Here is a 17058-nt window from a genome sequence, read left to right as displayed (position 1 = left end):
TATGCGCGTATTGGGATTGATGAGTGGGACAAGTGCGGATGGAATAGATGCAGTTTTAGTTGAATTTAAAGGTGATCCTTCAAAACCAAAATGGAAAATTTTAAATACTCGTTCTTATGAATATCCTTCCTCAATTAGAGAAAAAATAATACAAGTGGGACAAGGATTAAAGATTAATAACAAAGAATGGCTTGAGTTAGCTGAGGAAATTACTGAGCTAAATGCTTTGGCTGCAAGGTCTTGTGATCCTGATTCAACCGCTGAAGTTGTTGGATGTCACGGCCAAACTTTATTTCATAGAAGTGTAAAAACAAATAAAAGAGGAGGCAGTCTTCAAATTCTTTTAGGACCTTTACTCGCAAATATTTTAGATCAAATTGTTGTTTATGATTTCAGATCAAAGGATATTGCTTCAGGTGGTCATGGTGCCCCTTTGGTAGCGTTAGTTGATGAAGCTTTAGTTGGAAGGCTTTATGGCTGGAGAGGAGTTCTCAACCTTGGTGGCATAGCTAATCTAACAATTATTCCACCTAAAACTGGAATTGAAAGAACCTCTGAGTGCTTAGGTTGGGATTGCGGACCGGCTAACTCCTTAATTGATTTAGCTATTAAAGAAAGTACTAATTCATCCTCAAAGTTTGATCTTAATGGAGCGATAGCATCTCGTGGGATACCTAAATTAAACATCATCGAAAAGTGGTTGAGGGAACCTTTCTTTCACCTCGGACCTCCACGATCTACAGGCAGAGAGCAATTTGGCATTCAAGATTTACAAAAAAGGAAAAAGGAATTGGGTGATTTATCAAAAGAAGATTTAGTATCAACATTAACCACATTTACTTCATCAATAATTTCTCAAGATTTAGATAATCTTTTTAGGTTTAGAAAAATTCGTTTAATTGAGCTTTTGGTTGCTGGAGGTGGAACTAGAAATTTATTTTTAATGAGACAACTACAGAAACAATGCTGCGGTGTTAATGTCCGTCCCATAAATGAAATTGGTATTCCATCTCAATTTAGAGAGGCTCTAGTTTTTGCAACTTTATCTTGGTGGAATTTCTTAGGTAAAAAAGTTAATCCGAAGTACATCACAGGAGCAAATAAACCTCTTATCTATGGAGTGAGAGTTGATCCCTGATGTTGTTGCTTTAAAAGTTAATTTCTTTTAAATTTTAATCTTTTTGGAATGCCTTTTAGTCTTTGTGTCTTTTGTCTCTCTAATGCATTTATAAAATTTTCTGTTTTACTTTTCTTTATTTCTAATTCTTTAGATACTGAACTTTCTTTCAATTCGTGTTGCTTAACACCTTCCTGAATTAAAACTTTGGCCATATTGCTGACAGTTCTAGATTCTTTTTCGGCTAATTCTGACAATCTTTCACATAAATCTTCTGGGAGGACAACTTGGATGCGAGGAGATTTTTGTTTCCCGTTCGATGAGTTTTGACGAGTAGCCATGCGTACAAAGAACTACCAAGTAGTAAATAGTGTACACTTGTATGCAAGGGTAGTATCCTTGTGTATGATACTTACCAATCTGGCCAGCTTTGTCTTGTCACTCTTTCCTTAAATTTTCTGATTGAAAAGGAGTATTTCATGTCTCAGCCATCTCTTCCACAAACATCTAAACCTCTTTCTTCGACTGTCGTTGTTGATAAAAGGGCTATAAAAACACAAAGAAGGAAGAGGCGTAGCAATGGTAAGAATGGAGATGTTCTAATTTCTGCTGTTGTGAGCTCTTATTTATTGACACATTTACACCATGTTTTGCAAAGAGCGGAATATGGAGCTAGTAAAGAAGGAAGATCTTCCCATGCTGCAAATTTTGCTCAACTTCGTAAAGTTCTTTGTATGGATGCCAGAAGCATGAAAGACGCTTCTGCATTAGGTCTGAAGGAAAGTGATTTAGATATGTGCAATCAATCTAATGATTGCCAGACAAAAGCTGCATAATTGAATATTGTGCTAATTAGTAAATGTTTTTCTTATGAGCGGCAATGCTGCAGAGCTTTATAAGCTAATAAATGCTGATTCTAATAAAAAACAAGATCTTTTTCGTCAAGCTCTTCAAGATCCTAAAGGCGCTATGAAGTCTATATGTGAATTTGGGATTGAAATGAATTTGCCAGTCACATCAAAAGAGGTAAAAGAATATTTGACTACCATTGAAGATTTAGATACAAAACAATGGCTCATTAAGGCTAGGGGGGGCTTGTGATTAGTTTTTGAAAGAAGATGGGTTTTTAAATGTATCTCGCCCATTTTCCCTTATTTCTCTGCGTTCATAGCCGCCTCCCCCTGCCATCGTCCAAAAGAACCAATAACTAGGAATTGCAAGAGCGGCTGCGAGCACTAAAGCAGTAATTTGTTCGAGTCTTAACATGGCCTAACTTACGTAATGTAATTTAAATCAGTTGGCATCTTTTAAAGCTAAATGATTGAAGGTAATTCACTTGAGGTTTTCTTGTAGTGTTGCGACTTGAGAAGATTAGTAAGATATATCCCACTGGCCAAGTCTTGAAAGATGTCAGTTGGGAAATAAGAAATGGAGAGCGAATCGGTTTGGTTGGAGTTAACGGAGCAGGTAAATCGACACAATTAAAAATTATTGCTGGTTTAGAAGAGGCAACTGATGGATCTTTGATTAGTGAAGGGGATCTATCTATCGCATATTTAAAACAGGAATTTGATGTTGATTTTACGAGAACTGTTAGAGAAGAATTGTTCGAGGCTTTTAAAGAAGCATCTGATTTACTTCACAATCAAAAATTAATTCAAGATAATATGGACTCTGAATTAGCCTCCAAAGATTCAGATTATCTCGACTCATTAATTAAAGAATTAAGTGTAATACAAAGCAAATTTGAATCAATAAATGGCTACGATTTAGAATCTAAAGTTGAAAAGCTATTACCTACCATTGGTTTTAATCAAAACGAGGGCGACAAATTAGTTGGAGACTTTTCGGGTGGGTGGCAGATGAGAATAGCTTTAGGAAAGATTCTCTTGCAAAGTCCTGATTTATTGTTATTAGATGAACCAACTAATCATTTAGATTTAGATACTATTGAATGGTTAGAAAACTATTTACTAAATCAGAAAGTAGCGATGGTAATTGTTAGCCATGATAGATCTTTTTTAGATAAGGTTTGTACAAGAATTGTTAATACAGAGCGAGGTCAATCTAAAAGTTACCTTGGAAACTATACATCGTATCTTCAACAGAGAGATTTTGAATTGGAATCAAAAAAAGTTGCATATGAGAAACAGCAGAAGGATATGCAAGTTCAAAAGGAATATATTGAAAGATTTCGAGCAAGTGCTACTAGAAGTACGCAAGCTAAAAGTAGAGAAAAGTTATTAGATAAAGTTGAAAAAATAGAAGCTCCTGAGAAGAAATTAAAAGGACCTACTTTTCAGTTTATGGAAGCACCTCGCTCTGGTAAGGATATATTAAGCATTAAGGATTTAACTCATAGTTATGATGAAAATATTTTATTTTTGGGAGCTTTTTTGGAGGTTCTACCAGGTGAAAGAATAGCATTTTTAGGTGCAAATGGTTCTGGAAAATCTACTTTGCTACGACTAATTATGGGTTTAGAGGAATCTGAAGAAGGATCTATTGTGATAGGAAAATATAATATTATTCCTAGTTATTTTGAACAAAATCAGGCCGAAGCTCTGGAATTAGAAAAAACAGTAATCGAAACAATTTCTCAATCAGTACCAAATTGGACCCAAACAGAGGTTAGATCATTGTTAGGTAGCTTTGGCTTAACTAATGATTCGGTTTTCAAGGAGGTTAGTCAAATAAGTGGAGGAGAGAAAGCAAGACTTGCTTTGGCTTTAATGATTATAAAGCCGTCAAATTTGCTTATTCTTGATGAACCTACAAATCATTTAGATATACCCTCAAAGCAAATGCTAGAGCAGGCATTATCTAATTATAATGGAAGTGCATTAATTGTTTCTCATGATCGATATTTTATATCACAAGTTGCAAACAAAATTGTTGAAATAAAAGATGGTCAATTAATTAAGTATGAAGGTGATTATAAATATTATAAAGAAAAAAAAATTGAGGAAGAAAAAGAAAAAGAAAAAGAATTAAAATTGGCAGAACGAGAAAGAAAAAGATTGGTTAATCGTGACAAGCAGAGAAAGAAGAAAAAAACTAGAAAATAATTATTATTATTAAAATACTTTTTAAGTTTATAGTTAAAGATCATATATATCAATAGGTTTGATGAATTTTATAGACTCTATATTTTTTCTAATTATTTTAATTTTCAAAGTCGATTCTAAATCAGCTTTATTGATTTTTTTTACAACATCTGCTGGACTTGAAATTTTTTCATTATTGATAGAAATTATTAAATCATTAATTTTTAATCCACCTTTTTTGGCAGGACCATTTGGTATCAAATATTTAATAATTGCTCCACTTTCTCTTTGAGAAAGAAAGTTATTTTTTTGTTTAATATTGCTTGAAAGTGTTACTCCGATCATCGGATGCTTGGCTCTGCCAGTAGTGATTAAATCGTTGGCGATTTTCATGGCTCTATTTATTGGTATTGCAAAACCTAATCCTGCTCCTGGCCCTGAGCGAACAAGAGTGTTAATACCAATTACTTCTCCGAAAGAATTTAATAACGGACCACCAGAGTTGCCAGGATTAATTGCGGCATCAGTTTGGATGAGATCTATTCTTTTATCGGATATTCCTAGCTCAGCAACATCTCTATTTAGATTGCTAATTATTCCAAGGGTTACAGTGTTTTCTAGTCCAAAAGGATTTCCAACTGCAATTGCCCAATCACCAACTTTTAGATTATCAGAATTACCTAATTGAGCAGTGGGCCAAGGACCTTTTGCTTTAAGTTTAATCACTGCAAGATCAGTTAAAGAATCTTCCCCAACAACATTGCCCACCACTCTTCGTCCATCAGATAAGCCGACTATAAGTTGGTCAGTTTTTTCTATGACATGAGCATTAGTCAAGACAAGACCTTCTTCAGAAAAAATCACTCCACTACCTTGTCCTTTTTCAATTCGAGATCTTGGAACTTCGAGTCCTCTCAGACCAAAGAAACGTTCAAAATATGGATCATTTAAAATTCCAGGCAGGAAGACTCCTTCACTGGAAGACAACACTTTACGCTCTGTTTCTATAGTGACAACAGCACTTCCACTGAGATGTAATGCTTTTGAGACGAAAGATTGTTTTTGTAGATTTTCTGGAGTAAGTAGTAAAGCTTCATTAGAATGAATTGGAGTATCAAATCGGAAATTAAAAATAAAAAGTACAATCAAAACTAAAAATTTAAAATATTTTTCTTTACGCAATTTCAGTGATCCTATTAAAAGTTTCGTTGTATCTAATCCATGCATGATCTTTCGGAAGGGATTAGTTTTCACCTGAAAGGCTAATGATAGCTAATTTAGAAATTGAAAGATCCACTAATTTGATTACCGTAGATTTTTACTAAAGAACTACTATTCAAACTTTATTTCCTTTAGAATCTTATTCTGATTTATTCTCTGAAGTTTATGAAACTAAAGCAAGTTCAAAACTTGATTTGAATAAGGCATTCAGTTTTTTGATTTCTCATTTCGCAAATGTTGAGCAATTTCTTACCTGTTCTTTATGGCCTTTCAGTTTTTATTTTGTTGATTGTAGCTGCAAGAGTAATGCTGAATGGGTTTTTCTCAGGTCAATCATTAAACAAAAAAAATTCATTTTCAAAGAAAAAAGACGATGATAGAACTGGGTTGGTTACTGTTCATCCTGAGCTTTTGAACGACAATGGCTGTATTACTGATGAAGATTTGCTCACAGTTCGTTTTTCAAAAGACACTGATCATCCACAATCATCTGAAAAGCCTTCTGAATAATTTTCATTAGATTTTTTGGTTTGACATTAAATAGTTCTCAAAGAGGTTTTTATTTTGGAACAACGAACCCGCATAGTCGCTGCAGTTTTGAAAAACATGAAGTTACCACCTCGGTTTCGTCTCAGATTATTAAAGGAAGATCCCGTCAGGCTAGAACTAAGTCTCACTCCAGCTTATGGAAAAGATCCTATTCAAGTTGGATTAGTAGAATCTCTTGATTTGGTTGCGAGACGAGACAGAGAAGGAAGAATGCCCAGAGATCTACAAGGAACATGGGATTGGACAGTTCGCCACGGGGAAGTTAGTACCGGTGGATGGAATCCTTATTTAAAAGAAGCTTTACAAACAATGTTTGAAACTGGATTACCAGCAATTATTTATGAGGAATTAACAGGAGAGGACTATCATCCAGTTGATGGAGCAAGACATGTTCGATAGGTTTTTAACTTTTAAAAAATAAATTAATTTCAATAGTTAAGTTATTTGTTTTCTCATTTGGAGCATTTCTTTAGTATTATTGATTGGATTTTGAATTACAAATGAAAGATAACTTCGAGCCTCGCTATGGGTTTGTCAATTTCGCTGAAATATGGAATGGCCGTTTGGCCATGTTGGGAATATTAATAGGTTTAACAACAGAGCTTTTAACAGGGCAGGGAATTTTAACTCAGATGGGAATTGGTTGAAAAAACTAATTTTTAGTTTTTTACTTTTCATGATTTGACTAATTTTAAAACTCACAAAGAAGCCCTAACTTCATATAGTGTTAAAGAATTAAATGAATCTATTGGTTTATTATTATCTAGAGGATTCGCACCGAAATTTATACTGAAGGCGACTGTTTCTAAATCTCAAATAAAAAAAGGTCATTTATGGTTGACTTTGACTGATGGGAAGGCAAGTGTGGATGGAGTTGCATGGTCATCAACAATCAAGTCCTTGAAATTCCTACCAAAGGCAGATGATGGCGTTGTTATTATTGGTAAATTAAATTTTTGGGAATCGCAAGCAAGAATATCTGTACAAGTTTTTGATATTCGAGCAAGTATTTCTACTGTTCTTAAGAAGTTCGAAATAGTTAAATTAAAGCTTTTTAAAGAAGGTTTGATAGATGATTCATTAAGAAGAAAATTGCCAAAATATCCTCATTCAATTGGTATTCTTACAAGTTCTCCAAGCTCTGCCTTGGCCGATATGCTTAGAACTGCTAAAGAAAGATGGCCTTTAACAAAACTGTATATAATTCCTATTCCAGTTCAGGGTAATAATGAAAGCGAATTAAAGACAATCTTAAGTAAATTGAGAAAAAATAAGCTAGGATTAGATTCGATAATTATTGCTAGAGGAGGAGGGAATAGAGAAGATTTAATGTTATTTGATAATGAAATCATTGCTAGAGAAATAGCAACATTTCCCATCCCTGTGATTACAGGTATAGGGCACGAAGACGATCTAACAGTTTCTGATCTTGTTTCAGACCATAGATCTGCTACGCCAACTGCTGCAATTGTCGATCTATTACCTTCAAGAGAAAATGAAAAAAATAATTTTTTGCAAAATAAGAAAATACTCAATGATTATTTTAGATTATTTGTTCAGAATAAAAAGAATTATTTAAATACAAAAAAATCTTTTTTTCAATCTCATTCACCCCGTCTATTAATAAAAAATCAAAGAACAAAATTAAATTATATATTTCAGCTTTTGGATGTACTTTCTCCTAATAAATGGTTGAAAAGAGGATTTGCTTTAATTACTGATGAATCAGGAAACTCGATTTATAGTATAAAAGATGTTAAGGAAAAAGATAAATTATTAGTTCAATTATTTGATGGGAAAATTACCACAGAGGTTGATAGTCTTAATTATGATAAAATATAAATTTATAAAATAAAATTTGATATACCATGTCATTTGAAGATAAAGGCAATAAAAACCATTTATATATGTCTAAAAAAGTTACTAGCAAAAAAAATATAGAAATTTTGAAAAATGATATTAATAAATTAAGTTATGAAGAATCTATATATCAATTAGAAACAATTTTAAAAAATGTACAAGATGAAAATATTTCACTAGATAAAATTCAGATTAATTATATTAAAGGCCATTTACTCCTTAAACATTGTGAGGAACTGTTACATTCTGTTGAACAAGAGGTTAATGAAATCAATCCAGAATTTCTAAAAATAGATTAACTTTATAAATTTATTTCTTCAGATTTTATATCAATCGTTGCTGCACTTGCTGGAATATTTTCTAGAATATCCTTAGTGTTTTTTATTGTTGCTCCACATACTGGACAAATCATCTCAGTATTGAGAAAGGTTGAGCCACAAGCTTCACAGGTTTGTACTTTTGATTGGATCCTTTTCCAGGCAAACCATCCAATTCCACCTAATATTAAGGGTATTATTGTAATGAAAAGGAATATTCCACCTGCTAAATCAATAATAAATTTTCCAGCCGGTGTTGGCCAAATAATAAGTAAAATAAACACCATCCAAGTAATTGAAGATGGCTTATTCATGAGTAATTAAGAGATTTATTTATATATTCTAATTTAAATTTTGTGGGTTGATTCATTGATTTTTAAACGTATCGATTCCGACGCATGCTTGCAATTACAACGCTCCAGCATTGGCCAAAATAAATAATCACTCCTACCATCCAAACCCAAAGGGTTAATACTAAGACTCCTCCAATGAATCCATAAGCTTGAAATCTTGAACCCAAAGAGAGGATACTTCTGCTAACTGCCAAATTTAGAATAGTTAGCAAAGTTCCAATCATGAAAGCACCAGGTATTAGTGGTTTCAAAGGCACTCTCCTACTGGGGAGTAAACCCTGTAAAAGTAGGGCCATAGTTGAAAAACCTATTAAAGGAAGCATAAATTGCCCTACTTGAAGAACGGGTATTTTTGACATCGCATTTGCAATCCAAGGTGTTGTATTTGCCAATTCTTCCAAAACGGCGCCAGGGATCATACGAATATTTGCACTGATTTGGTCTATGACCATTAAAAAACCAACTAATAGAACCACAAAAAAAGCTTCTATTCTGTTTCTGATAAATCTAAATGCTTGAATTTTAAGTGGATCAGGTTTTGATTTAACTGGTAGGACGTCCTCCCATAATCTATCTGCTCCTCTTTGTAAGGTTAGATAGGCATTCCCAGCAGTGATCATTAAAAACATTGCTCCAAGTATTCCAGCTCCAAATCCTTGATTAACTAATTTGATTAGAGTTGAATCGACGAGTCCAACAACTGAAGGAGGTAAAACTTGCGCAGCCAAAGCAATGATTTGTTGATCTAAGCCTTGCTGTTTTCCTAAAAACCATGATGCAACTGATAGAGATATAAGTAATATTGGAAAAAATGACTGAAGAGTGTAGTAAGCAAATGCTGCGCTTAAATCTACACAATCACATTTAGACCATCTTTCATAAGCTTTCCAGAGGCTACTAAAAAACCATCTTGCTTTTTGACTCCAGTTCAAGCCCACTTTGCTTTAAGAGTATTTACTATTAAGCTACCTCGCAGGGCGAAGATTTTTCTTGGTTGAATCGGTAGATTTAAAATCATAGATTTTCCCCGAGCTAATTTAATCATTTCTTTTTATTGAAAAACAAAAAGCACATATTCAATTAAGTATCTTCGATTAATGCTTTAGCCCAAGGAAGCATGTTGTTTAATTGATCTTTTGAGGATGCTGTTAGCAATGGGAAATTCACAGAAGTAAGATCTGTCCCAGAGATAATATCTTTTGGATTGGTTTCCAACCATTGGATCAGACAATGAAGCTCCTCAAGTATTAACCAAGCAGCTGCAATATCCCAGATTTTTGGTGTTGCTTCCAAAGCAGCAATTGTTTGACCTATAGCAACACTAGTCATATTTAAACTTGAAACCCCAAGTAATCTTATTTTTCCTGGGAAAGACTGCTCTGGCTTCATTTGTAAAACTTTAATGGACCGGCTACAAAGAGAAATGCAGTCACTATTTTTTTTAAAACGAGATTCAGGCTTCAGTGGCTTGTTGTTTAGCCAAACTCCTTTTCCTTTGATGGCAAAAATCCTTTTTTTCAGCGCTGGGATATCAAGAAAGGCTGTTTCAGGTTCCCCATTGGTGAAACGTGCTATTGATATTGCCCAGTATGGTATGCCTGCTGCAAAATTAGTTGTGCCATCAAGCGGATCAACTACCCAATATTCACTGGAGTTGGGAATTGACTTTTTGCCTTCTTCACTAAGAACGCCTTCTCCTGGAGCGATTTTTGCTAGACCTTGAACTATTGTTTTATCACTCCATCTATCACATTCTGTAATAAGTGTTCCATCAGGTTTTATATCAGTGTTGATTTGACCAAAATCTTGAAGTTGACGTCTTCCCACCTCATCAACTAGGTGATGAATTGAAATTAGTTGAGCGTTGCTCAGAGGGATAGATATTTGGTTTTGACTCATTTTTATTCAGTTAAGGCTATAGCTGACATAAAGGAATTAAATTCGATTCATAGAGATTTGATTTACCATCAAAGTCTCTCTGATTTTGTTGAGTTACTTTGATGTCACATGGTTTGATGTTATCTAAACCAGTTTGTCTACTTAAATCAGCTAATAAGGTGTTATAGCTAGTAACAGAAACAATATAACGAACCTCTGAATCAGTTAAATCTCGTTGATTGTTTACAACTTCTCGTTGTGTCGTTATACCTGATTTATATCTAAGTTTGGCAAGCCTGAGAGACTCTCTGGCAGATAAAACTTCTATATAAGAAGCAGAAATATTTAGTTTGGCGGATTCTAATTTGAAGAACACCTCTTCAACTTCTTTTCTGATTTGAGCTCTTCTTAACGCAAAATTTAGCTTTGCTTCTTTTGCTTTACTTTTGTTGTATTTATACAAAGATTTTGAATTGCCTCCATCAAAAATGAACCATGATGCATTCAGCCCAATGGTATTAGAAAAATTTGAAGATGTATTGCTGGTGTTAGGAGAGATTTGATTTAATTCACCTTTTGCAAATGAAGAAGAAGATGTATTTACTAAGCTTAATTTTGGTTGGCCAGAAGCAAGTGCAGCGTTAGCATTGCTATTATTAATTGAAATATCTAAGAGGATACTATCAAGTTCTTCTCGTGCATCATAGGCTGCAATAATACTATCCTCTAATGATAAATCCCATATACCTAAAACTTTAGTTTTCGACCCAATTAATGGTGTTACATCTTCTGGAAAATTAAGTATTTCAGCAAGAGATCTTTGCCCAATTTTTTGTTCTCCTGATTTAATATTCAATAACTGCTGATCTCTAGCTAATTGTGTTTTGGCTTCTAGAACTTCTAATTTTGTACCAATACCTGATTCAAATCTAATTTCTGCATCTCTTAAACCAAGTCTCGAGGATTCAATAGATTTATTTGCTACTTCTATTTCTTCATTTGCCTTTTGCAAATTGAAGTATCGCTTTTTAGCCTCTAATTTTAAATCTCTTAAAATTATTGAGTAAGTGTATTTTGACTTTTCAAAACTATCTCTAGAAGATGCTATTTCAGGAACTCTTGCAGGATTAATAATATCCCATTTGATTTGTGCATTAATAGAGGAGCTCCATTGTTTACTAGAAGTGTCTTGTATTAAACTTGACTCATTGTAGTTATTAGATGAGAAATATTGAGGAATCCCATTAGCATTTAGGTTTAATGTCGGATACCAGGAGGATAACGAACTTTTTAATATCGATTTAGCTTGATCAACTTTTTCTGCGTAAATTTTGATAGTTCGATTGTTATTTATAAGAATTTCTTCTAATTGATCGAGATTAATATTTTTATAGGTTTTTACTGATACTTCTCGGGACCTAGAGGGTCGAAAAAGATCTTCAGGTGAATTTAATTCATATAAGAATCCTTGTTCTTTTTGACTTTGGGTTTTACTTAATTCTTCTTTAAACTTGATTTTAGAAATGATTTTCTGCGAACTTGTAGCCCATAGAGGATTTATCCCAGATATAAATAATCCAGCAAAGATTAGGAATTTTCTCTTCACTCTCCTCATAGTTAGAAGAAAAACTGAGATGGATTCAATAAAGCAATTATGCTTTACAAAGTGCTTTGTTCACGATGTCGTCTGCATCATGGACAATTCTTATAGATACATTAAGTGACGAAGAGAGCTCTTTAAGAGTCATGTCATCAAGAAAGATTTTTTCACCTTGTCTAAGCATGATCGATGGGAGAAGCAACTCATCGCCTAACTCCTTTCCTTGCAGTCCTTTTATCAGATCTTGACCTGTGAGCAGACCTGTCACTATTTGTTCTTGGCCCCAATAGGGACTTGGAATCCCATAAAGATGCATTGTGAAATTATTTATTTTATTTAGTCGACTGCAAGGTTTCTGTAATTCATTTTCAACAAGTTTGCCAACAACCCAACTGCAGCTTCTCTTTTGATTGATTTTGATAGGCAGATTTCTTGTTGCTTCATCCATCGCCTTGAGAAAACTGCGAATACTTCCTACTCCGTTCTCTTTTTGAGGTAAATCCTCATAAGAATTTAGTGCAGGTAATGGCTTTTTCGCTATTAGATACCATTCGTCAGATAACCATGCGAAACGGGAACCTGTTGATTTATAAAAGATTTGCTGCATTGGCTCAACTTGATTGATTACTTTTGTGGCACAAGTAGAGTCCACAGGCATCAACCCATCATCACTAGGTCGAAACCTTGTCAAACCAACTGGTACTATTGCGGCTGAAAGGACGACTGGAAAATCTCCTTGTGCAAAGATAAATAGATCATTAATGGTTCTTTCTAAAGCTTTTCCATCATTTATTCCAGGGCAAACAACAATTTGAGCATGAATTTGTATTCTTTTTTGTGAGAACCAAACCAACTGATTTAAAAGGTCAATAGCTTTAGGGTTCCTTAATAATTTCGACCTTAAATGAGGTTCTGTTGCATGTACTGATACAAATAAAGGAGTAAGTCTTTGTTGATCTATTCTTTGCCAGTCTTGTTCGGAAAGGTTTGTTAGTGTTAAGTAAGAACCATATAAAAAACTTAGCCTGTAGTCGTCATCTTTTAAATATAAGCTTTTCCTTTTCCCTGAAGGCTGTTGGTCAATAAAGCAAAATGGACATTTATTATTGCATTGTTTTAATCCATCAAATAAAGCTTCAGTAAAAGCAATTCCTAATTCGTCGTCATATTCTTTTTCGATGTTAATTCTATGTATTTTTCCTTTTTCATCTAATACCTTTAGTTGGATATTTTCTTCAGCAATAAGAAATTTGTAATCAATAAGATCTCTTGGCTTTACACCATTAATACTAATTAATTGATCTCCAATTTCAAATCCAAGTTCCTCGCCTATTGAACCTTCTTCGATAGAGGCGACCACAGCAGGTTTTACTTTGTTTTTAATTATCTTTACTGTGCTCATTTATGCTCCTAAACAAAAAAAATAAATTTTTTATAATTTTTGGGTGATTTAAAAAAATTAAATTGATCTTTTATATTCAATGTTTTTTCAATATAAGTAAAATTTCAAAAAAAAGTACTTTAGAAGCTTTTTTGAATCATCTTTTTTTTCTAATGATTCAGAAACTGTATCTTGAAAAGCATTGCAATACTTGTAATTAAAAAGTTTTTAAGGATTTTTCTTTTAACTTTATTATTTGTATTCTGAACACATTTTGGTTTAGGTATCGACTTGAATGTAAATTCATAGAAGGTTGAGCTGAAAACCAACTCAGTTTTATTAATTCTGATTAACTCAAGCAATCCCACAAAGCCCATAAATAAACAAACGTCCTATCTGTCAAAGCCAAGGACATTACAATTTTGGGCTAGCACAATGGTTGTCCTGCCGGTTTTTGTTCAGGCTCCATGGGTTCATGTGTTTCCTTTTTCAGCTTTATTATTTAGTTTCATAATATTTTTTCTTGGATTTTATTTATTAAAATTTTGTAGTGATAGATGGACCTCTGTGGGTTCACTATTGATTGGTGTGAGTTGGAGCTGGTTAGGAGGGTGTCTTTTTTGGGGATGGTTAAGAGCTCATCCTGTGTGGCATTTGCCTGTTGAGTCAATAGCCTTGCCAATAGCAGTAAGCCTTTTAAATACTAGATGGGGAATTGGAGCCAGTTTCTATTTGGCATCTTTATTAGGAACTGCTTTTACTGATGTAATGATCGTTTTAACAGGGGTAATGAAGGCTTGGCCTCAAGTTGTTGAGGCGTCTTTTTCAGAAGCCTCAAAAATTTTGAGTTTCACTGCGGCACAATTATTAGAACCCTTTGCTTTATTAGCAATTTTTATTGCGGCACTTTTAATAATTTTGATAGCAAATTGGATGAATAAAAAATCAAAAATTGATTCTTTATCTTCTGATGCTTGGCTTGTGTCAAGTTCAGCATTGACAACAACCTTATGGGTTGATGGATTGTTTTTTGCGACCACATTGATTCAGCCTCAATTAAGTGGATTGATCTGAAAACTAATATTTTATGGACTTAAATACTGGATTTAATAAAAATGATATTTACTCAACTAATTGGGATGTAATTGTTATTGGAGCAGGAGCTGCGGGTTTAATGTCCTCTCTCGAATTGCCATCAAGTCTCAAGATATTACTGCTGAATCGCAATACTAGCAAGCGTTCTTCTAGTAGATGGGCACAAGGAGGAATGGCTGCTGTTACGCGAATTGAAGATAGTGAGGATACACATGCTCAGGACACGATTAAAGCTGGGGCAGGGCTTTGTGATTATGAAGCAGTTCAGATGTTTGTTAAGAGTGCTCCAAGATTGGTAGATAGGCTTTTGAAACTAGGAATGGAATTTGATAGAACCTCAGGAAAATTATCGACAACTCTTGAGGCTGCTCACACTCACAGAAGAGTACTTCACGTAAAGGATAGAACTGGAAAGGCATTGGTTGATGTTCTTAATGAGCAAGTTGATCAAAGAGATAATGTTCTCCATCAAAGAGGAATAAGAGTCACTCAGATTTGGGTTGAACGGGGAAGATGTTCAGGGGTACAAGTTTTAGATGGACCAGCTTTGCGTTGGATAAAAGCAAAGGCAGTTGTTTTAGCTACCGGTGGTGGTGGTCATTTGTTTGCTAACACCACAAATCCAACTCAAGCAGCAGGTGAGGGAATTGCTCTAGCCTGGAGGGCTGGAGCTGTCGTAGAAGATCTTGAATTTTTTCAGTTTCATCCAACTGCTTTGCAATTGGATGATGCACCTTCGTTTTTGATTTCTGAAGCTTTAAGAGGAGAGGGTGCCATTTTATTGGATTCCCTCGGAGAGAGCCCAGTAGATCATCTGGAAGGGAAAGATTTGGCATCAAGAGATCAAGTCAGTAGAGCATTGTTTAAAGCTATGCAAAAGCAAAATATTGATCATATTGGTCTTGATGTTAAATCCATTGCTGTTGAGGATGTAGAAGCACGTTTCCCGTCAATTTTTCAAAGGTGTAGAGAGCTTGGTTTAGAACCTATGAAAGAAGTAATTCCCGTAGCTCCGTCTGCCCATTATTGGATGGGTGGCGTCGCTACAAACTTGAAGGCACAAACCAATGTCAAAGGACTTTTTGCGATAGGTGAGGTTGCATGTACTGGACTTCATGGTGCAAATAGACTTGCAAGTAATTCATTAATGGAATGCTTGGTTTTTGCAAATCAAATGCAAAATATTGAATTAAATGATCTTCAAACCTCTTATATATCAGGAGAGAGTTTAAGTTTTAACAAATCAAATCTTCGCTTTTCTAAGGATCAAGGAACTAAGTACTTAAAAAAAGAAATTGAAAAACTTAGACAATTATGCTGGCGTGAAGCTGGAGTTGATCGATCACAAAAAGGAATGAGTTATGCTCTTACAAAAGTTAAACGAGATTATCAAAATCTTCTAAACGAGCCTTTATTAGATTTGGTTTTTTCTCAGTCAAAACATGCAATTAATCAATTCGATGAAATTGCAAGGAGAGATCTTAATTTGCTGCTTGATTTGAGCAATCGACAAATGTCAAGTTTGCTTATGTTGGAGGCTTGTTTGTTTCGCAAAGAGAGTAGAGGAGGCCACTTTCGAGATGATTTTCCTACTTCAGTTCCTTTTTGGCAATGTCATACTCTTCAAACAAGAGGTAAGAATATTCATACAAGACCCGTTGTTAATGAAGCTGAGTTTCCTAGAAATCTGTAGAGTCTTTGTAATTGCTAAGTTCAGCTAATTCTTCTAGGCTTTTCACTCCTGAATCAATTGAGCCATTGATTTCCCAAGAAGGGAAACCTGTTATACCTTTAGCTTCGCAAAGTTCTCTTTTGTTATTAAACCCATCTTTTGCGCATTCAACTAAATTTAGTTTTTTTGCAGCTTCTTTTCCGAACATTTCTTTTTGATCATGACAATGTGGGCACCAATAAGCGTTATACATTACAGCTCCTTCTTTTGTTAGATGTTCAGCTAGTTTTATTTTTTCCGGAGAACTTATCGCGATTACCGCAGGTGGCATACCTTGGATATTATTTGAAACTTCCTTGTTAGATGGATCAACTGATGATGACCATATAAGTCCTGCTAAAAGAACTGCTACTGACATAATAAAACCTCTGAAAAATAACTTCCCATAATCTTCCCATCCGCCTCCAAACACATTTAATAGTAGAATTGAAAGTGATATAAGACAAGAAAGAAGGCAGAAAAAACAGAAAGCTTTAATTTTAAATATCATAATTGAGATTAAAATTAAGCTAAAAGTAAAAGTTGATATAGATATATAAAAAGATCCCCACCATGAAACTTTTGATATATTATTTTTTTGGCTTTTGATGATAGGTATTAATGGGAATATTGCTATTAACAATATTAAAAAATAACTGATTAAACCTATTAAAGATAATGGAATAGAATAATTATTTGTTTGAATTAAGTTCCCCCAAGGGCTATTTAAAACTTTATCGCAACCCCCTAGTCCACCAGGACAGTTTAAATTTCCTATTAATCCCCACTTGTTCAATGTTATTGATCCTGTATCAATAACTCCAACTGTTGATAATATAGCTATTGCAACTCTCGCCCATTTAGAACCTAGATCTTGGCGACGTCTACTTTTTAGTCTTGAAGATCCCATGCAAGTGAATTCTGAATAA

At 34.2% G+C, this 17058-nt stretch carries 20 protein-coding genes; 11 read left to right on the top strand and 9 right to left on the bottom strand.

Annotated elements, in window-relative coordinates; genetic code table 11:
- Position 1 precedes the first annotated feature (1 nt).
- Positions 2 to 1138 (top strand): anhydro-N-acetylmuramic acid kinase, encoded by a 1137-nt coding sequence (locus SIB75_RS10430; RefSeq protein WP_413683261.1) that lies wholly within the window; start codon positions 2 to 4, stop codon positions 1136 to 1138.
- Positions 1139 to 1155: 17 nt separating this feature from the next.
- Here SIB75_RS10430 and SIB75_RS10425 read toward each other — a convergent pair whose 3' ends face one another.
- Positions 1156 to 1458, bottom strand: a complete 303-nt coding sequence (locus SIB75_RS10425) for a ribbon-helix-helix domain-containing protein (protein ID WP_413683260.1) — start codon at positions 1456 to 1458, stop codon at positions 1156 to 1158.
- 138 nt (positions 1459 to 1596) lie between these two features.
- Between SIB75_RS10425 and SIB75_RS10420 the strand changes: the two genes are divergently transcribed.
- Together SIB75_RS10420 and SIB75_RS10415 are read left to right on the top strand one after the other, a co-directional pair.
- Positions 1597 to 1953 carry a hypothetical protein gene (locus SIB75_RS10420; RefSeq protein ID WP_413683259.1) on the top strand — a complete coding sequence of 119 codons (357 nt, stop codon included), beginning with the start codon at positions 1597 to 1599 and terminating at the stop codon, positions 1951 to 1953.
- 34 nt (positions 1954 to 1987) lie between these two features.
- The gene (locus SIB75_RS10415; protein WP_413683258.1) at positions 1988 to 2218 is read left to right on the top strand and encodes a hypothetical protein; all 231 of its coding nucleotides are present in this window, start codon (positions 1988 to 1990) and stop codon (positions 2216 to 2218) included.
- On the opposite strand, the gene SIB75_RS10410 is transcribed toward SIB75_RS10415, so the two are convergent.
- Complete coding sequence (locus tag SIB75_RS10410; RefSeq protein WP_413683257.1) at positions 2219 to 2383, bottom strand: hypothetical protein; 165 nt, start codon at positions 2381 to 2383, stop codon at positions 2219 to 2221.
- A gap of 86 nt (positions 2384 to 2469) precedes the next feature.
- Between SIB75_RS10410 and SIB75_RS10405 the strand changes: the two genes are divergently transcribed.
- Positions 2470 to 4185 (top strand): ABC-F family ATP-binding cassette domain-containing protein, encoded by a 1716-nt coding sequence (locus SIB75_RS10405; protein ID WP_413683256.1) that lies wholly within the window; start codon positions 2470 to 2472, stop codon positions 4183 to 4185.
- A gap of 33 nt (positions 4186 to 4218) precedes the next feature.
- Here SIB75_RS10405 and SIB75_RS10400 read toward each other — a convergent pair whose 3' ends face one another.
- Positions 4219 to 5391, bottom strand: a complete 1173-nt coding sequence (locus tag SIB75_RS10400; protein ID WP_413684865.1) for a trypsin-like peptidase domain-containing protein — start codon at positions 5389 to 5391, stop codon at positions 4219 to 4221.
- 228 nt (positions 5392 to 5619) lie between these two features.
- Here SIB75_RS10400 and SIB75_RS10395 point away from each other — a divergent pair, with 228 nt between their 5' ends.
- From SIB75_RS10395 to xseB, 5 genes are all read left to right on the top strand, one after another.
- Positions 5620 to 5895: a DUF2973 domain-containing protein gene (locus SIB75_RS10395; RefSeq protein WP_413683255.1), complete on the top strand. Its 276-nt coding sequence runs from the start codon at positions 5620 to 5622 to the stop codon at positions 5893 to 5895.
- A gap of 54 nt (positions 5896 to 5949) precedes the next feature.
- Positions 5950 to 6333: a hypothetical protein gene (locus SIB75_RS10390; RefSeq protein WP_011822953.1), complete on the top strand. Its 384-nt coding sequence runs from the start codon at positions 5950 to 5952 to the stop codon at positions 6331 to 6333.
- Positions 6334 to 6434: 101 nt separating this feature from the next.
- Positions 6435 to 6581 (top strand): high light inducible protein, encoded by a 147-nt coding sequence (locus SIB75_RS10385; protein ID WP_413683254.1) that lies wholly within the window; start codon positions 6435 to 6437, stop codon positions 6579 to 6581.
- A gap of 34 nt (positions 6582 to 6615) precedes the next feature.
- A complete protein-coding gene (gene xseA, locus SIB75_RS10380) occupies positions 6616 to 7776 on the top strand; it encodes an exodeoxyribonuclease VII large subunit (RefSeq protein ID WP_413683253.1) in 1161 nt (386 codons plus the stop codon).
- A 26-nt stretch (positions 7777 to 7802) separates the two neighbouring features.
- The gene (gene xseB, locus SIB75_RS10375; protein WP_413683252.1) at positions 7803 to 8093 is read left to right on the top strand and encodes an exodeoxyribonuclease VII small subunit; all 291 of its coding nucleotides are present in this window, start codon (positions 7803 to 7805) and stop codon (positions 8091 to 8093) included.
- A gap of 2 nt (positions 8094 to 8095) precedes the next feature.
- Here xseB and SIB75_RS10370 read toward each other — a convergent pair whose 3' ends face one another.
- The 5 genes from SIB75_RS10370 to SIB75_RS10350 form a co-directional block, all read right to left on the bottom strand.
- Entirely contained in the window at positions 8096 to 8425 is a 330-nt protein-coding gene (locus SIB75_RS10370) for a hypothetical protein (protein ID WP_413683251.1), read from the bottom strand.
- Positions 8426 to 8487: 62 nt separating this feature from the next.
- Positions 8488 to 9402, bottom strand: a complete 915-nt coding sequence (locus SIB75_RS10365; RefSeq protein ID WP_413683250.1) for a YihY/virulence factor BrkB family protein — start codon at positions 9400 to 9402, stop codon at positions 8488 to 8490.
- 142 nt (positions 9403 to 9544) lie between these two features.
- Complete coding sequence (locus tag SIB75_RS10360) at positions 9545 to 10363, bottom strand: inositol monophosphatase family protein (protein ID WP_413683249.1); 819 nt, start codon at positions 10361 to 10363, stop codon at positions 9545 to 9547.
- Positions 10364 to 10379: 16 nt separating this feature from the next.
- Positions 10380 to 11957: a TolC family protein gene (locus SIB75_RS10355; RefSeq protein ID WP_413683248.1), complete on the bottom strand. Its 1578-nt coding sequence runs from the start codon at positions 11955 to 11957 to the stop codon at positions 10380 to 10382.
- A 37-nt stretch (positions 11958 to 11994) separates the two neighbouring features.
- The gene (locus SIB75_RS10350) at positions 11995 to 13344 is read right to left on the bottom strand and encodes a TIGR03279 family radical SAM protein (RefSeq protein ID WP_413683247.1); all 1350 of its coding nucleotides are present in this window, start codon (positions 13342 to 13344) and stop codon (positions 11995 to 11997) included.
- A 414-nt stretch (positions 13345 to 13758) separates the two neighbouring features.
- Here SIB75_RS10350 and SIB75_RS10345 point away from each other — a divergent pair, with 414 nt between their 5' ends.
- Together SIB75_RS10345 and nadB are read left to right on the top strand one after the other, a co-directional pair.
- Positions 13759 to 14397, top strand: coding sequence for a DUF3120 domain-containing protein (locus tag SIB75_RS10345; protein WP_413683246.1), 639 nt, complete (start codon positions 13759 to 13761; stop codon positions 14395 to 14397).
- Positions 14398 to 14410: 13 nt separating this feature from the next.
- On the top strand, positions 14411 to 16111 hold the full coding sequence (nadB, locus tag SIB75_RS10340) for an L-aspartate oxidase (protein ID WP_413683245.1): 1701 nt from the start codon (positions 14411 to 14413) through the stop codon (positions 16109 to 16111).
- On the opposite strand, the gene SIB75_RS10335 is transcribed toward nadB, so the two are convergent.
- Positions 16098 to 17039, bottom strand: a complete 942-nt coding sequence (locus tag SIB75_RS10335) for a vitamin K epoxide reductase family protein (protein WP_413683244.1) — start codon at positions 17037 to 17039, stop codon at positions 16098 to 16100. The genes nadB and SIB75_RS10335 overlap by 14 nt on opposite strands.
- Positions 17040 to 17058: the final 19 nt, after the last annotated feature.

It is taken from the genome of Prochlorococcus sp. MIT 1011 (assembly GCF_047305235.1).
In the GTDB taxonomy this organism is placed as follows: domain Bacteria; phylum Cyanobacteriota; class Cyanobacteriia; order PCC-6307; family Cyanobiaceae; genus Prochlorococcus_B.
This window is presented reverse-complemented; position numbering and strand designations above follow the sequence as displayed.

Coding starts and splice junctions, on each gene's coding strand:
- SIB75_RS10430 (WP_413683261.1), top strand. CDS start 2: ATGCGCGTATTGGGATTGATGAGTGGGACAAGTGCGGATGGAATAGAT.
- SIB75_RS10425 (WP_413683260.1), bottom strand. CDS start 1,458: ATGGCTACTCGTCAAAACTCATCGAACGGGAAACAAAAATCTCCTCGC.
- SIB75_RS10420 (WP_413683259.1), top strand. CDS start 1,597: ATGTCTCAGCCATCTCTTCCACAAACATCTAAACCTCTTTCTTCGACT.
- SIB75_RS10415 (WP_413683258.1), top strand. CDS start 1,988: ATGAGCGGCAATGCTGCAGAGCTTTATAAGCTAATAAATGCTGATTCT.
- SIB75_RS10410 (WP_413683257.1), bottom strand. CDS start 2,383: ATGTTAAGACTCGAACAAATTACTGCTTTAGTGCTCGCAGCCGCTCTT.
- SIB75_RS10400 (WP_413684865.1), bottom strand. CDS start 5,391: ATGCATGGATTAGATACAACGAAACTTTTAATAGGATCACTGAAATTG.
- SIB75_RS10395 (WP_413683255.1), top strand. CDS start 5,620: ATGTTGAGCAATTTCTTACCTGTTCTTTATGGCCTTTCAGTTTTTATT.
- SIB75_RS10385 (WP_413683254.1), top strand. CDS start 6,435: ATGAAAGATAACTTCGAGCCTCGCTATGGGTTTGTCAATTTCGCTGAA.
- xseB (WP_413683252.1), top strand. CDS start 7,803: ATGTCATTTGAAGATAAAGGCAATAAAAACCATTTATATATGTCTAAA.
- SIB75_RS10370 (WP_413683251.1), bottom strand. CDS start 8,425: ATGAATAAGCCATCTTCAATTACTTGGATGGTGTTTATTTTACTTATT.
- SIB75_RS10360 (WP_413683249.1), bottom strand. CDS start 10,363: ATGAGTCAAAACCAAATATCTATCCCTCTGAGCAACGCTCAACTAATT.
- SIB75_RS10355 (WP_413683248.1), bottom strand. CDS start 11,957: ATGAGGAGAGTGAAGAGAAAATTCCTAATCTTTGCTGGATTATTTATA.
- SIB75_RS10350 (WP_413683247.1), bottom strand. CDS start 13,344: ATGAGCACAGTAAAGATAATTAAAAACAAAGTAAAACCTGCTGTGGTC.
- SIB75_RS10345 (WP_413683246.1), top strand. CDS start 13,759: ATGGTTGTCCTGCCGGTTTTTGTTCAGGCTCCATGGGTTCATGTGTTT.
- nadB (WP_413683245.1), top strand. CDS start 14,411: ATGGACTTAAATACTGGATTTAATAAAAATGATATTTACTCAACTAAT.
- SIB75_RS10335 (WP_413683244.1), bottom strand. CDS start 17,039: ATGGGATCTTCAAGACTAAAAAGTAGACGTCGCCAAGATCTAGGTTCT.